General features: G+C 44.2%; 11 protein-coding genes. 10 read left to right on the top strand and 1 reads right to left on the bottom strand.

Features of this window, described 5'->3' with window-relative positions; all coding sequences use genetic code 11:
- Nucleotides 1-1,139 (bottom strand): hypothetical protein (locus ACFPIB_RS16965; protein WP_378018667.1); only part of this gene is annotated, 1,139 nt, incomplete at its 3' end.
- Nucleotides 1,140-1,399: 260 nt separating this feature from the next.
- On the opposite strand from ACFPIB_RS16965, the gene ccoS reads away from it, so the two are divergent.
- From ccoS to ACFPIB_RS16915, 10 genes are all read left to right on the top strand, one after another.
- Entirely contained in the window at nt 1,400-1,606 is a 207-nt protein-coding gene (ccoS, locus tag ACFPIB_RS16960) for a cbb3-type cytochrome oxidase assembly protein CcoS (protein WP_378018666.1), read from the top strand.
- Nucleotides 1,596-3,788 (top strand): cytochrome-c oxidase, cbb3-type subunit I, encoded by a 2,193-nt coding sequence (gene ccoN / locus ACFPIB_RS16955; RefSeq protein ID WP_378018665.1) that lies wholly within the window; start codon nt 1,596-1,598, stop codon nt 3,786-3,788. Before ccoS ends, ccoN begins: the two co-directional genes overlap by 11 nt.
- 218 nt (nt 3,789-4,006) lie before the next feature.
- Nucleotides 4,007-4,201, top strand: coding sequence for a hypothetical protein (locus ACFPIB_RS16950; RefSeq protein WP_378018664.1), 195 nt, complete (start codon nt 4,007-4,009; stop codon nt 4,199-4,201).
- Nucleotides 4,198-5,397 carry a c-type cytochrome gene (locus ACFPIB_RS16945; protein ID WP_378018663.1) on the top strand — a complete coding sequence of 400 codons (1,200 nt, stop codon included), beginning with the start codon at nt 4,198-4,200 and terminating at the stop codon, nt 5,395-5,397. The genes ACFPIB_RS16950 and ACFPIB_RS16945 overlap by 4 nt, the downstream gene beginning before the upstream one ends.
- A 910-nt stretch (nt 5,398-6,307) precedes the next feature.
- The gene (ccoG, locus tag ACFPIB_RS16940) at nt 6,308-7,705 is read left to right on the top strand and encodes a cytochrome c oxidase accessory protein CcoG (RefSeq protein ID WP_378018662.1); all 1,398 of its coding nucleotides are present in this window, start codon (nt 6,308-6,310) and stop codon (nt 7,703-7,705) included.
- A gap of 499 nt (nt 7,706-8,204) precedes the next feature.
- Nucleotides 8,205-8,681, top strand: coding sequence for a FixH family protein (locus tag ACFPIB_RS16935; protein ID WP_378018661.1), 477 nt, complete (start codon nt 8,205-8,207; stop codon nt 8,679-8,681).
- Nucleotides 8,682-8,796: 115 nt separating this feature from the next.
- Nucleotides 8,797-9,519: a sulfite exporter TauE/SafE family protein gene (locus tag ACFPIB_RS16930; RefSeq protein WP_378018660.1), complete on the top strand. Its 723-nt coding sequence runs from the start codon at nt 8,797-8,799 to the stop codon at nt 9,517-9,519.
- 61 nt (nt 9,520-9,580) lie between these two features.
- Complete coding sequence (locus tag ACFPIB_RS16925) at nt 9,581-10,456, top strand: universal stress protein (protein WP_378018659.1); 876 nt, start codon at nt 9,581-9,583, stop codon at nt 10,454-10,456.
- A gap of 284 nt (nt 10,457-10,740) precedes the next feature.
- Nucleotides 10,741-13,152 carry a TonB-dependent receptor domain-containing protein gene (locus ACFPIB_RS16920; protein ID WP_378018658.1) on the top strand — a complete coding sequence of 804 codons (2,412 nt, stop codon included), beginning with the start codon at nt 10,741-10,743 and terminating at the stop codon, nt 13,150-13,152.
- 324 nt (nt 13,153-13,476) lie between these two features.
- On the top strand, nt 13,477-13,983 hold the full coding sequence (locus tag ACFPIB_RS16915) for a hypothetical protein (protein ID WP_378018657.1): 507 nt from the start codon (nt 13,477-13,479) through the stop codon (nt 13,981-13,983).
- Nucleotides 13,984-14,056 lie beyond the last annotated feature (73 nt).

The raw sequence follows: 14,056 nt of genomic DNA, 5'->3' as shown, positions 1-14,056 counted from the left end.
TTAACCGCTAAATCAGCAATATCTTTTATTAATTTAAAATATTGTTCTTGTGGAGCAGACTCAGAAGAGTTAAATAATAAATTGTATTCAGTTAAATCATTAGTTTTTCTGAGGCTTTTTAATTTATTTATTTTTTGGATTATTTCATTGATTTTTTCAATTCCTGATATTACTCTTTCTCGATCTTTTAAGAATGACTGGAATTGAACTAAGTGATCTTTTGAAGCTGTTAAATTTTTAATTTTAATAATATAATCCTCACTATTTCTATTAGCAGCTCTATATAATTCGGATTTTTGCTCTTCTAAATCAGGTTGTTCTTTAGTTTCCAGATAAGTTTTTAATAAATTTCTTTTTTCAAGGATTAAATTTTCTGTTAATGGCTGTGTAAAGAAATTTTCGTCTGGATTTTCCTTGAAACCTTTAAGTAAAGTTTCAAACTTGATTTTAAATAGAGACCTTTTTTGAGAGTTCTCATTAGAAATCAAGTTTTCAATTTTCAAAATAGCCTCTTGGAATTGCTCAAATAGGTTTAACTTAAATCTATCTATACTCCATCCTGTTTCTTTTCGCTTAAGTGATTTTATTAGAATATCACTGTCACAAAATTTTATATTATTAGGAAACTGTTTTCCTCTTTCCCATTGATAACTTAAATTTTTCGATAAGTCATATTCACGTCCACCTTTCTGTAGAAAAGTGGCTTTCATCTTATTGGTAAATTCGATTGTAGCCCTTGGAGTTATATCTCTCTGTTGATAGATATTTCCTAAAATATTTTGAGGTTGGTTAAACGCATCCTTTAGTATTTTATAAAAAGTTGATTTTCCGGAGCCATTTTTACCATATATTACTGTCGCATAAGGACTAAAAATAATTTCCCTATTATCCAGAATCCCTCTAACATTTTCATTGTTAGAAATTTTATAAAGAACTTCTGGAGTTCTAGTGATATTTGAGTTGCTTATAGTATTTTTAATGGAAGGTGGTAGGCTTACTTTAGTTAAAAAGTTTTCAGTACAAACCTTCATGTCATCCTCAGAAATTGGGCTTTCCTCTAGGATTAAATTTCTTAAATAGGAAGCCCAAAAACAATCTTCAAAGTCTAACTGGGCTATATAAGTTTTGGCAGATGACATATTTTTTTTGTTAGTAGTATAAGCAAGGTCAATATAAGTGTTTTTCTTATGTTTTGAAATTTAGAAGTCTTATATTATTTCCCACCCCCTGCAATCAATCACCCTCAAAACTGACATCCGTCATATTTCCTCTTTCCCCGCCGCAGTAATTTTGTAATGTTGGCTAAAGGCATTTCCGGCTATGTAAAACGGTATCGAAAAGTACCAAAAAAGTCAGGAAAGGCCTTTAAACCAACGTTAACCGCATAAACCGCTCCGGCATGAATATTATATTTCTTTTGATCTGCGTCAGCTTAACGGTAGCGATCATTTTCCTGGTTGCGTTCCTGTGGGCCGTACGCTCCGGCCAGTACGAAGACGATTATACGCCTTCGGTGCGCATGCTTTTCGATCAAGAATTAACCAAACGCAATACTACAATTAAACCAACCACAAACACTAAAGCAGACACCGCACATGTTAACTGAAGTTTTAAACCCAAAACCCGGGGTTTTAGGCGGCAAGATCGGAGATAAGATCAACACGCTTGAAACCTTCTATTACGACAACAAGATTGTCCGTAATTTTGCCTGGGCTACCATTTTCTGGGGCCTGGCCGGTATGCTCATCGGCGTAATTATTGCCTTTCAGCTGGCCAACCCGGATGTAAATATGGGTACCCAGTACACTACTTTTGGCCGGGTAAGGCCGCTGCACACCAATGCCGTAATTTTTGCCTTCGTGGGGAACGGTATTTTTATGGGGGTTTATTACTCTTTGCAGCGTTTATTAAAAGCCAGAATGTATTCCGATGTGCTAAGCAAGATCCACTTCTGGGGCTGGCAGCTTATCATTCTTTCGGCGGTTTTAACTTTGCCGTTGGGCTTTACCACTTCCAAAGAATACGCCGAACTTGAGTGGCCTATTGATATTGCGATTACCTTAATTTGGGTGGTTTTCGGCTGGAACATGTTCGGAACCATTGCCAAGCGCCGCGAACGCCACATGTACGTGGGGGTTTGGTTTTACATCGCCACGTTCTTAACGGTTGCCGTGCTGCACATCGTTAACTCTTACGAAATTCCGGTAACGTTACTGAAAAGCTACTCTGGTTATGCCGGGGTGCAGGATGCGCTGGTGCAGTGGTGGTACGGCCACAACGCGGTTGCGTTTTTCTTAACCACGCCGTACCTGGGCATGATGTATTACTTCCTGCCGAAAGCCGCGAACCGTCCGGTTTATTCTTACCGCCTGTCTATCATCCACTTCTGGTCGCTGATCTTCATTTACATCTGGGCTGGTCCGCACCACTTATTATATACTGCGTTGCCAGACTGGGCGCAAAGTTTAGGCGTAGTGTTCTCCGTAATGCTTATCGCGCCGAGCTGGGGTGGTATGATCAACGGTCTGTTAACGCTGCGTGGCGCCTGGGACCGCGTTCGCGATGAGCCGGTACTGAAGTTCATGGTAGTAGCAATTACTGCTTACGGTATGGCTACATTCGAAGGCCCGATGCTTTCCCTGAAAAATGTGAATGCCATTGCCCACTTTACCGACTGGATCGTAGCACACGTACACGTTGGCGCTCTTGGCTGGAACGGTTTCTTAACCTTCGGTATCCTGTACTGGTTAGTACCACGTATTTTCCAGACAAACTTATATTCTAAGAAATTAGCGAACGCGCACTTCTGGTTAGGTACGCTGGGTATCATTTTCTATGCGGTTCCAATGTACTGGGCTGGTTTCACCCAAGGCTTAATGTGGAAACAATTCGGCGAAGGCGGTGTGCTGCAGTATGCCAACTTCCTGGAAACCGTGCTGCAGATCGTGCCAATGTATTACCTGCGTGGTATTGGTGGTATTTTATACCTGAGCGGTGCGTTCCTGATGCTTTACAACATCTTCAAAACTGCCAAAGCCGGTAGCCTGCAAGCCGACGAAGAAGCTGAAGCAGCTCCGTTAATGCCTGCCACCGTTGGTCAGCACCACGATAGCCACTGGCACCGTTTAATCGAACGGAAGCCGTTCAGAATGGCCGTTTGGGCTACCGTAGCCATCTTAATTGGTGGTCTGGTAGAAATGGTGCCAACGTTCCTTATCGACTCTAATGTACCAACTATCGCCTCTGTAAAACCATACACTTCGCTGGAATTACAAGGCCGCGATTTATACATAAAAGAAGGTTGCGTGAACTGCCACACCCAGATGATCCGTCCGTTCCGCTCCGAAACCGAGCGCTACGGCGAATACTCTAAAGCCGGCGAATTTGTGTACGACCGTCCGTTCCTGTGGGGCTCTAAACGTACCGGCCCGGATCTGCACCGCGTAGGGCAGAAATATCCGCACAGCTGGCACTACAACCACATGATGGACCCGACCAGCATGTCTCCAGGTTCAATTATGCCGCCTTACCCATGGTTATTTGAGCAGGATTTAGATATCTCCGACACTGAAGCCAAGATCGAAGCGATGCAGAAAATGGGTGTTCCATACGAACCTGGCTACGCCAAAAAAGCCAACGCCGACCTGATGAAGCAAGCCAAAGAAATTTCTGCGGATCTGGCCAAAGAAGGCATCGAAGTAAAACCGGAAAAAGAGATCGTAGCCCTGATTGCCTACCTGCAACGCCTGGGTACCGACATTAAAGTGAAAGAAGAACAAGTTAGATAATTCGATTTTTAGAAGTTCGATCATTCGACAAAAACGCTAGGGGTAAAGCTCGAAAAAGTCACCCTTCAAAAGAGAAATTAAAAACCAACCCAAACCCCGGTCTGTGCCCTCACAGACCGGAGCAGGGAAGCCTAAAAAACGGTAGGGTTTAAGCCCAAAAAAGTCGAATAATCGAATATCGAATAATCCAAAATCCTGACCATAAATAACGAAATAAAATGTATAAGAATGTATTACAGGGCATCACCGGAATCGAGATTTTCCCGCTGATCTCATTTATCATATTCTTCGTGTTTTTCCTGGGCTTGCTGCTTTACGTGGTGCTGAGCGATAAAAAGCATTTTGCGGCCATGAGCGAGCTGCCTTTGCAAAACGAAAATGAACCTCAACTGGCAAACGAACTACTACAATGAAAACGTTAAAAAAAGTACTTTTTGCGGCCGCAACCCTAGCGTTTTTCGGAACGGGAGCTCAGGCGCAGCAAATAGACGGCAAAGCCATTTTCGAAGCCAACTGTAAAGCCTGCCACAGCATAACTGAAGACGTGGTTGGTCCGGCCCTGAAAGATGTAGACAAACGCCACGACCAGAAATGGATCAACAGCTTTGTAAAGAACTCCCAGAAAATGGTGCAGGCCGGCGATAAACAAGCCGTTGCTCTTTTCGAAAAATTCAACAAAGTGCCCATGCCTTCTTTTGAAAGTTCGCTGAAAGACGAAGACATTGAAGCGGTAGTTGCCTACATCAAAACCGAAAGCGAAGCTCCGGTAACTGTAGCGGCTACCCCGCCAACTACACCGGCCGATCCGAAAAACGCTACTCCAACCGAGGTAAAAAGTAGCTTCGATCTGAAAAGCCTGCCGGCCACCGTTTTCCTGGTGCTTTTGATCGGCGTGTTCCTGTTTGCTTTGGTGGTGCTGTTCCTGGTTATGACTTTCATTTCCATGCTGCCGGTACTGGGAAGCTATTATAACCGCCCGGAAAACGCGCACCTGCCCATGGCAAAACTGGTTGGTTTGCTGCGCGGCGATTCCAAAGCCATTGTAGGCGAACACAAAGACGTGCTGATCGAAGACCACAGCTACGACGGCATCCACGAGTTCGACAACGACCTGCCGCCGTGGTGGAAATACAGCTTCTACGCCACTATCATTTTCGGGATTGTTTACTTGCTGCACTACCACGTTTTCGAAACCGGTAAACTGCAAACTGCTGAGTATAACGTAGAAATGGAGCAAGCCGCCTTGTTAAGCGCCAACGAAATAAGCGATCCGAACGCAGTTACAAACTACAAAGTATTAACCGATGCTCCGGCCATTGAAAGCGGTAAAACCATCTTCGCCCAAAACTGCGCCGCCTGCCACGGCAAAGAAGGCGAAGGCACCGTAGGCCCGAACTTAACCGACGAATACTGGCTGCACGGCGGCGACGTAAACGACATCTTTAAAACCATCAAATTCGGGGTAACCAGCAAAGGCATGGTAGCCTGGGATAAAAAACTCAGCAAAGACCAAACCCTGCAAGTTGCCAGCTATATCCTGAGCCTGCAAGGTACCAAACCAGCCAACGCCAAGGCCCCGCAAGGCGAGAAATACGAACCGAAGAAATAGAATTTGATTTACGATTTTAGATTGGCGATTTACAATTTAAGATTCAGAATTTTGATTTCTGATTAACGAATGGAAGAAAACTGCCAGGTAATTTCGCCTGGCAGTTTTTTGCTTTTACTGAATTATAAGTCCAATCTACTGGTTCAAGTTTTCAAACCTGGACCTATAAATGATCTGAAGTGTTCAACTTCAGTGAGGCGCAGCCTCAAAAATTGTAGGAAGGTAATTTGAAAGTAGAAAGTATGTTTAATAGCTTTTCTTTGTTCATGTGCCACAGGTTAAGGTTAAGGTTAAGGTTAAGGTTAAGGTTAAGGTTTTCCAAAATGCTGTTTTTAGTCTTCCGCAGGATGACTGAAAACTTACGATGAAAAGGAAGTCTCCGACTTCCCTACAGAACCACGAATTTACCGGAAATGCTTGTTTGCAAAAGGTGGCGCTGTCAGAGACGGCTTATTTCATTTAAACTTTGAAGTCATCTTGCGAAAGACTCCAAAGAACAGGAATGGGGCTATAGCTTCCTTGCTCTTTCGGATTTGCAATACGGAAGTACATAGCCGCGGATTTGTAATCCGTATTAATAGCAGAAATGTTTGCTCTTAGAGAAGCGGATTGCAAATCCGCAGCTCAAAAGTTCCGAATTACAAATCCGGAACAGCATTTCAAAAACGGCATGCCAATTCAAAATTTCCTTCCTTCAAAAAAACATGACGAAAAGCATCTTTCCCGCTGACCGGTAACATTCCAATTCCCCCCCAACAGCGAGAACTTTGTAAAAGAAACAGGTAAGCAAAACGAGTATCTAGAGTAGAATTGCAAATAGCATTTGCCAGAATAAAAGACTCCCGCATCCTGATTTATAAATTTCTAATTAAAAATTCTCGCTGCCGGCGCGCACAACCGGAAAGTGAATATGAGCAACGCAATTACCGATACCGAAGCCTACCGCGACACGATCTCGACGGTTGACAAAGACGGAAAAAGGGTATGGGTTTACCCTAAAAAACCTAAAGGCAAATTGTTCAATTACCGCAAACTGGTGAGTTATGGTTTGCTGGCCTTGATGTTCATTGGTCCGTTCCTGAAAATAAACGGATTGCCGGTGCTGATGCTGAATTTAGTTGAGCGCAAGTTCATCATTTTCGGCATGATCTTCTGGCCGCAGGATTTCTTTATTCTGGTGCTGGGTTTTCTAGCGTTCGTTGTTTTTATTATCCTGTTTACCATCGTGTACGGGCGCGTTTTCTGCGGCTGGGTTTGTCCGCAAACCATTTTCCTGGAGATGGTTTTCCGCAGAATTGAATACTGGATAGAAGGCGACAACAACAAACAAAAAGCGCTAAACCGACAGGAATGGAACTTCGAAAAGATCTGGAAGAAAACCGCCAAGCACAGCATTTTCGTTGCCATTTCTTTCATCATTGCAAACACGCTTCTGGCCTACATTATTGGCGTAGAAAAGCTGCAACAGATCGTTACCGATAACCCAGCCAATCACCTCGGCGGACTTGCTTCGATGGCGATTTTTACCGGAATTTTCTATTGGGTTTTTGCCAGTTTCCGGGAGCAGGTCTGTACCATTGTTTGTCCGTATGGCCGCTTGCAAGGTGTGATGCTCGATAAGAAAAGCATTGTGGTTGCCTACGATTACGAACGCGGCGAACCACGCGGCAAACTGCACAAAAACCAGGTGCGCACCGAAGGTGATTGCATTGATTGTAACCAGTGCGTACAAGTTTGTCCAACCGGTATCGACATTCGCAATGGTACCCAGCTGGAATGCATCAATTGCACCGCCTGCATCGATGCTTGTAACGCCATCATGGACCTGATCAACAAGCCGCACGGTCTGATCCGCTACGCATCGGAAGAAGAAATAGCCGAGAAGAAGAAATTTCAGTTCACCACCCGTATGCGCGCGTACACCGCCATATTAGTTGTGCTGATGGGCGTTTTCGTAACCTTGCTGGTAACCCGTAAAAACATAGACGCTACCATTCTGCGCACACCGGGCATGATGTACCAGAAAAAAGAGAACGGCAACATCAGTAACCTGTACAACATTTCGCTCATCAACAAGACCAACCAGGCCTACCCGGTAACGCTGAAATTACTGGTGCCGCAAGGCGAAATTAAAATGGTACGCAGCGGTTTAATGCTGCCGGCGCAAGGTATTACAGAAGGTGTTTTCTTCGCCGAAATTCCGAAAGGTGAACTGCACAAAATGAACACCGAAATCAAGATCGGCGTGTTTAGCGGTGAGCAACTGATTACTACTAAAACTACCAAGTTCCTGGGGCCGGCGAATTAAATTGTTAAATGGCTAAATTGTTGATTGAGTTTTTAAGGCGAAAACCATAGCGTTTTTCCGGGCATCCCGAGCAACGCCGAGGGAACTTATAAAGCCAGTATTTTATAACGGTCCCATAAGTTCCCTCGGCTGCACTCGGGATGACGCACTTTTTGTCATCTCGACGATAGGAGAGATCTCCGGAATAAGGTAGTGTCTATTGAATAAAAGCTATTACTACTCAGACACGTTTTCTCACGACTTCTAGATTTCAAAAACGATAGGCATTTCAGCCCAAAAACTAAACCGCACTATCAATTTGATGAGATCTCTCCTGACGTCGAGATGACGCAGAAATGTGGTCGAACAAAAAGATGACCAATTACCTTTTTCTGCCTGACCAAACGCATTTCATTCAGTTCAAGAAAACCGGAATTTTGTAACGGTTGCAATGGCAAATTTCAATTGCAATCAGCAATCAATAAAAAACAACTTTTGCATTCATTTAACCGCACATAAAATGAATACCACACATCAAAAACAAAATACTTTCAGCTGGTGGCCGCGCCTGATAATAGCCTGCTTTATACTTTTTATTGCCTACATCGGAAACTTCGTGCGAATGGCCATGAAAAGCGATGTGGATCTGGTGAGTAAAGATTATTACAAGCAGGAAATTGCCTACCAGCAGCACATCAATACTGTTTCGCAAACCAAAACCAGCAATGCCGAAATTCAGGTAACCTTAGCGGAAGCGGCCGGACAATTGGTAATTGCATTTCCGGAATTTTACGAAGGCCGGAAAGTAAGCGGCAAGATCAATTTCTTCCGTCCTTCCAACGCCAAACTCGACTTTGAAACCGATTTGAATTTAAACGAAGCCCGCCAGCAATTTCTTTCGGTAGATAACCTGGAACGCGGTCTTTGGAAAGTTCGGGTAAGCAGCGAAATGAACAGCAAAAACTACTTCACCGAACAAACCATCACGCTGAATTAACCGCACGAATTTGAAAATCCGGAAAGAGAAATTTCATTTTCAAATCTTCAAATTCCCAAATTTTCTAATTGAAGCATAGCACATTAACACATTAAAAAATTAGCACATTAGAAACATGGTTTGGGCAGGATTTTTATTCGGCATTTTAGGAAGCTTCCATTGCGTAGGGATGTGCGGCCCGATTGCGATGGCGTTGCCGATTGGCAGGGGTGCGGGCTGGCAATTTGTAGCCGGCCGCCTCCTGTACAATGGCGGCCGTATTCTTACGTATTCGTTGCTCGGCGGCTTGGCAGGTTTATTCGGGAAATCGCTGCAACTGGCCGGTTTTCAGCAGACAATCTCTATCGTTTCCGGGTTGCTGATTTTAGCGCTGGTCGTGCTGCCGCATTTCGGAGGAAATAAGTTTACCAGCTTTCTTGGTTTCGATAAAGTGTTGCAGAAAGTGCAGAGTTTAATGGCGAAACAATTTCAGAAAAACAGCACGGCTTCCATGGGTATTATTGGTATGCTGAACGGCATTCTGCCTTGTGGTTTCGTGTACATTGCTTTGGCCGGTGCGGTGAGCGTTCCGAGCGTAGGAGGCAGCATGTTGTACATGGCTTTGTTCGGCCTGGGTACCTTTCCGCTGATGTTTATTTTGAGCCTTTCCGGGAAATTAGTGAAGCCGAACTTGCGCTCATTTTTCAAGAAAGCAATTCCCTACGCGGCTACGTTTATGGCCGTGCTTTTCATTCTGCGCGGTCTGAATTTAGGCATTCCGTACCTGAGTCCACAGGTAATTAAAACCGCCGAAAAAACCGAGATGGCTTGCTGCCACAAACCGGTTGCAAAACGGTAGGGAAATCGCTCCAAAAACTGCTTCCGAACTTTCACAAACCATTATCTTAACCGCACCAATTATGAAAAAACTGCTTCTCTTAACCGATCTTTCTGACCAAAGCGTGAACACGTACCGCTACGGTTTGCAACTGGCCAAAGCCCTGAAAGCCGAGATCGTTCTGCTATATTGTTCTTCGGAAAAAGCGCTTACCATGACCGAGCAATTCAGCTACCTGCAAAAGCTGCGCAGCTTCGCCGACCGGTTTGCCAATGAACCGACTACCAAAGCAGCGAAGCAACCACCGGTAGAATGTTTCGTAACGGCCGGCGCGCCCGTAAATGCTATTGCGAACATGGCTGAAACGCGGCAAATAGATCTGCTGCTTACCGGCGAAAACTTCCTGGAAAACCTGCAAACCGAAACCCCGCTGCCGCTGCAACAATTAATTCCGTGTCCGGCTATTCTGGTGCCGGAAGGTGTGCAGTTCAAAAAGATAAAAGAAGTAGTTTTTGCTACCGATTTTACAAATCAGGATGTAGAAGTTGCCAAAGGGATCTGTAACCTGGCCGATGCGCTGAAAGCCCATGTTTCGTTCCTGCATTTCTACCCGAAAAAAGAACGTAACCGTCGTGCGCAGATTTTGCACAAAGGCGAAGAGCTGGCTGCCCAACTTAGCTGCCAAACCAGCCTGCATTTAATTGAAGAAGAAGACCTGCTGGAAGGTATGAACGATTTTGCCGAAAAGCACCGCGCTGATCTGTTCGTTTTAGCCACCCAGGATACGCATTTACTGCAGCTATATTTCCAGCAAACGTACCACAAAACCCAGGCTTACCATACCCGCGTGCCGCTGCTGAATTTATACCAGGAACGTCATGCGCCTTGCTCGGCCAGCTGTACATTTTGCCATTCGGAACATGAGCATGAGCAACACGCTGAAAAAGCAGTTCATTAATAAATTAATGATTTTTTTTGCAACCCTCCTGAGAAATCGGGAGGGTTTTTTGTTATGAAACGGTAGGGTTTGGAGCCTGAAAACCCGGGAAGTGATCAATGCTTTGTTAATTCATCCGGTAATTCTGGTGGTTCACCATTAAAAATTGCAGGTTGAAGGAAATATTTATAAAGTACCTTGTTTTACATAGTACCTGTTAATAACTTTGAGCCGTTGAAATTTTATTCTAACGCAGTATGGAGGCAACTATGGCCAGGTGGTCTGCATCTAATGATCTTTAAACTATGAAAAAAATGCCTAAACATTTATTGTTTTTACTTTTTGTTTTTTCAGCCTGGAGTGCGCAGGCCCAAACGCCGCTTAAAGGCAGTATCAGAGGAAAATTACTAGAAACCGGAACGCGGGAGCCGATTGGTTTTGCTTCTGTGGGTTTGTTTTCGACCAAAGATTCGAGTTTAGCTGGTAGCGCTATGTCGGCTGAAAACGGGGATTTTGCTATTGAAAACGTAGCCTTCGGAAAATACTCCCTGAAAATTACCATGGTAGGTTATGCTACGAAAAGGTTGCCGGAACTGGTGCTTTCGGCTTCGCAACCAAACCTGCATTTAGGCGCAATAATGGTAGCTTCCAGCGCTAAAAAACTCAGTGAAGTGGAAATTGTAGCGCAAAAAGACTTAGTAGAATATGGCCTGGATAAGCAGGTAATTAACGTGGCCAAAGATATTTCCAGCACCGGCGGCACTGCTTCCGATGCCCTGAAAAACGCACCTTCGGTGGCGGTAGATATAGACGGGAATGTAAGTGTGCGCGGGAGCTCGAATGTAACGGTTTTGGTAGATGGTAAAAACTCCGGCCAGAATGCGCAAACCATTTTAGCCCAGACCCCGGCCAGCGCCATCGAGAAAATTGAAGTGATCACCAACCCTTCGGCGAAATACGATGCGGAAGGCATGGGCGGTATTATCAACATCATCCTGAAAAAGGAAAAGAAACCGGGCCTGAATGGCAATGTAATGCTGAACCTGGGAAGTAATGATAATTACAATACAAGTGTAAGTTTAAATTACAGCGTTAAAAAATTCAACTTCTTTGGCAATTATGATTTTAACCAGCATTCCCGGGACGGTTATTACCAGCTGATCAGCTATCGTCAGGGAAATTACCTGGAGCAAAACCAGACCGGCAACCGGTTAGGGCGTTCCCATATTCCGAAAATCGGTTTCGATTACCAGCTTTCCAATAAACAGACCATAACGCTTTCAGCCAAATCTTTTATCAATGATATGACGGAAAAAGAAGCGGTGCATAATATTGCGATTACACAAGACCCGTTATACTTCACTCGTTTTGGCAAAATTGAAAACGAAGTTGTGGCCACGGACCTTACCTTAAATTATCGTAAAACTTTTGAAGATAAACGTCGAGAGTTTACTGCCTCCGCGGTTTATACCAGAATAGATGGGCGGTTCGACCGGTTTATTGAGCACTGGAATACCAATGCAGACCGCGTAACATTTGGCGATGAATATTACCAGAATTTTCCCCAGGATTTTCATGTAAGACCTTTGGTAGCGCAAGTAGATTATGTACACCCGGTGGGCGAAAAAGGGAAAGTTGAAAGTGGCCTGAAGCATACCCAGCGCGTGCTAGCCAGCGAATACCGGACGGAACATGCCGGCGCGGGATATTCAGATCTGACCGTGATCGATTCGCTTTCTAATAATTTTGGTTTCGCCGATTATATAAGTGCGGCGTACGCGAATTATGCCAACGGTTGGAAAAAACTGAGTTACCAGTTCGGGTTGCGTGCTGAGCAAACTAATATTCGGATCAATAATGTTTCTGACGACGAAAAATACACTACGCATTACCTCGATCTGTTTCCGAGCGTTTTTCTGAGCCAGGAAATTGATGAGAGCCGTAAAGTGCAATTGAATTACAGTCGCCGCGTTAACCGCCCGAATTACGAAGCACTGAACCCGTTCAAAAATTATTCGGACCAATACAATGTGTGGAGCGGCAACCCGAAAATTAAACCGGAATATGTAGATTCTTACGAAGCCAGTTATGTGCAATTCTGGAAATCCGGTTCACTTACCAATACCGTGTTTTTCCGCAACGTTCATAATTTAATTCAGCAGGTGCGTTACGTAGATACTACGCAGGAGTTGGTGGCTTACAACACGTATGTAAACCTGGACGATGCCAAATCTTACGGGCTGGAAATAAGTGGTTCGCAAAGCCTGGCGAAATGGTGGAAACTGAGCGGCAACGTTTCGGCTTTTAATTATAAGGTTTCGGGCAAGCCGCTGGGCGTGGAAGCGAACAGCGATAAATTCAGTTGGCTGGCGCGGCTTAATTCTAATTTTGTGTTGCCAAAAAATCTTTCGATGCAGATTTCGGTAAATTACCGCAGTCCGCAGGCCTTGGCGCAGGGAACCCGTGATGCTATTTACAACACAGATATTGCGCTGAAAAAAGAAATACTGAAGAAGAAAGGTTCGGTTACGTTGCGCGTAAGCGATGTGTTCAATACGCTACGCTATAATACCAGCGTTACCAGCCAGGATTTTACTTACGACCTTTTTGCGAAACGCCAGAGCCGGATCGCTTTCCTTGGGTTTGCTTACCGCTTCGGAAATGAACAAAATAAACAGCGCCGCCAGGATACCAGCGGCATGGAAGGCATGTTCTAAAAGCTGATTTCTGAACGCAAAAAACGCTATACTTTCTGACCTGAAAAGTATAGCGTTTTTTTTTATGATCGAAGGTTTATTATGCAGCGTATCAGATAATAATATCAGCTAAATATGGAATAGTTTACAGACAGGCGATTCGTACTTTTTGCTGTTAAAAACATAGCGTTTTATTTTCTGGCATTACGTTTGAAATAGAGGTTTCCGGAAGCGTTGAAAAAATGTTTTTGTTGGTTTTAAACCTTTTAAAACACTTTGTATCAAAGCTTCAGTTTTCGAAAACAACAGTATTACTAACAAACAGCATTAAAAAGAAACAAGCATATGAAAAAGGTAGCATTAGCCCTGGTATTTGGAATATTATCTGTGGCAGCAGTTTCTGCTCAAACCACGCAGAACACGAAAGTAAAAACTGAAAACGGCCGTAGCGCCAAACAGAAATACGAATTTAAAAAAGACGGTAAAAAAGACCATCAGAAACGGACGCCGGAGCAACGCGCTGAGATGCAGGCCAAACGTTTGCAAACGCAGTTTAACTTAACCGATGCGCAGGCCGCTAAGATCCGGGAATTGAGCCTGGACAAAGCCACCCAGATGCAAGCCATTAAAGTTAAATATGCCGAAGACCGCAAAGCAATGGGTGCAGAAATGAAAAACGTACGAAACAACTGGGATCATCAGTTAAAAAGTGTGCTGACACCGGCCCAATATGCGCAGTTTGAGAAAGAGCGCGCCGAAAAAATGGCTAAGCGAAAAGAGAATCACGGCAAACACAAAGGCCAGATGGGTGAGCACAAAGGCAAAATGAAAGGTAAGAACCTAGAAAACTAGGGTCGTGAAAAGAAGAAAACAGAAGTGAACGATTAAGTTCTTTTTGAGTAAAATGTTGTAGTAAAAAACCGGT

It is taken from the genome of Adhaeribacter terreus, from assembly GCF_042657365.1.
Lineage (GTDB): Bacteria > Bacteroidota > Bacteroidia > Cytophagales > Hymenobacteraceae > Adhaeribacter_A > Adhaeribacter_A terreus.
The sequence above is the reverse complement of the archived record's forward strand: the minus strand, read 5'-3'. Positions and strand labels throughout refer to the sequence as shown.

Bases quoted from the DNA above. Each gene is read 5' to 3' on its own strand.
- ccoS (WP_378018666.1), top strand. From the start codon at position 1,400: ATGAATATTATATTTCTTTTGATCTGCGTCAGCTTAACGGTAGCGATC.
- ccoN (WP_378018665.1), top strand. From the start codon at position 1,596: ATGTTAACTGAAGTTTTAAACCCAAAACCCGGGGTTTTAGGCGGCAAG.
- ACFPIB_RS16950 (WP_378018664.1), top strand. From the start codon at position 4,007: ATGTATAAGAATGTATTACAGGGCATCACCGGAATCGAGATTTTCCCG.
- ACFPIB_RS16945 (WP_378018663.1), top strand. From the start codon at position 4,198: ATGAAAACGTTAAAAAAAGTACTTTTTGCGGCCGCAACCCTAGCGTTT.
- ccoG (WP_378018662.1), top strand. From the start codon at position 6,308: ATGAGCAACGCAATTACCGATACCGAAGCCTACCGCGACACGATCTCG.
- ACFPIB_RS16935 (WP_378018661.1), top strand. From the start codon at position 8,205: ATGAATACCACACATCAAAAACAAAATACTTTCAGCTGGTGGCCGCGC.
- ACFPIB_RS16930 (WP_378018660.1), top strand. From the start codon at position 8,797: ATGGTTTGGGCAGGATTTTTATTCGGCATTTTAGGAAGCTTCCATTGC.
- ACFPIB_RS16925 (WP_378018659.1), top strand. From the start codon at position 9,581: ATGAAAAAACTGCTTCTCTTAACCGATCTTTCTGACCAAAGCGTGAAC.
- ACFPIB_RS16920 (WP_378018658.1), top strand. From the start codon at position 10,741: ATGAAAAAAATGCCTAAACATTTATTGTTTTTACTTTTTGTTTTTTCA.
- ACFPIB_RS16915 (WP_378018657.1), top strand. From the start codon at position 13,477: ATGAAAAAGGTAGCATTAGCCCTGGTATTTGGAATATTATCTGTGGCA.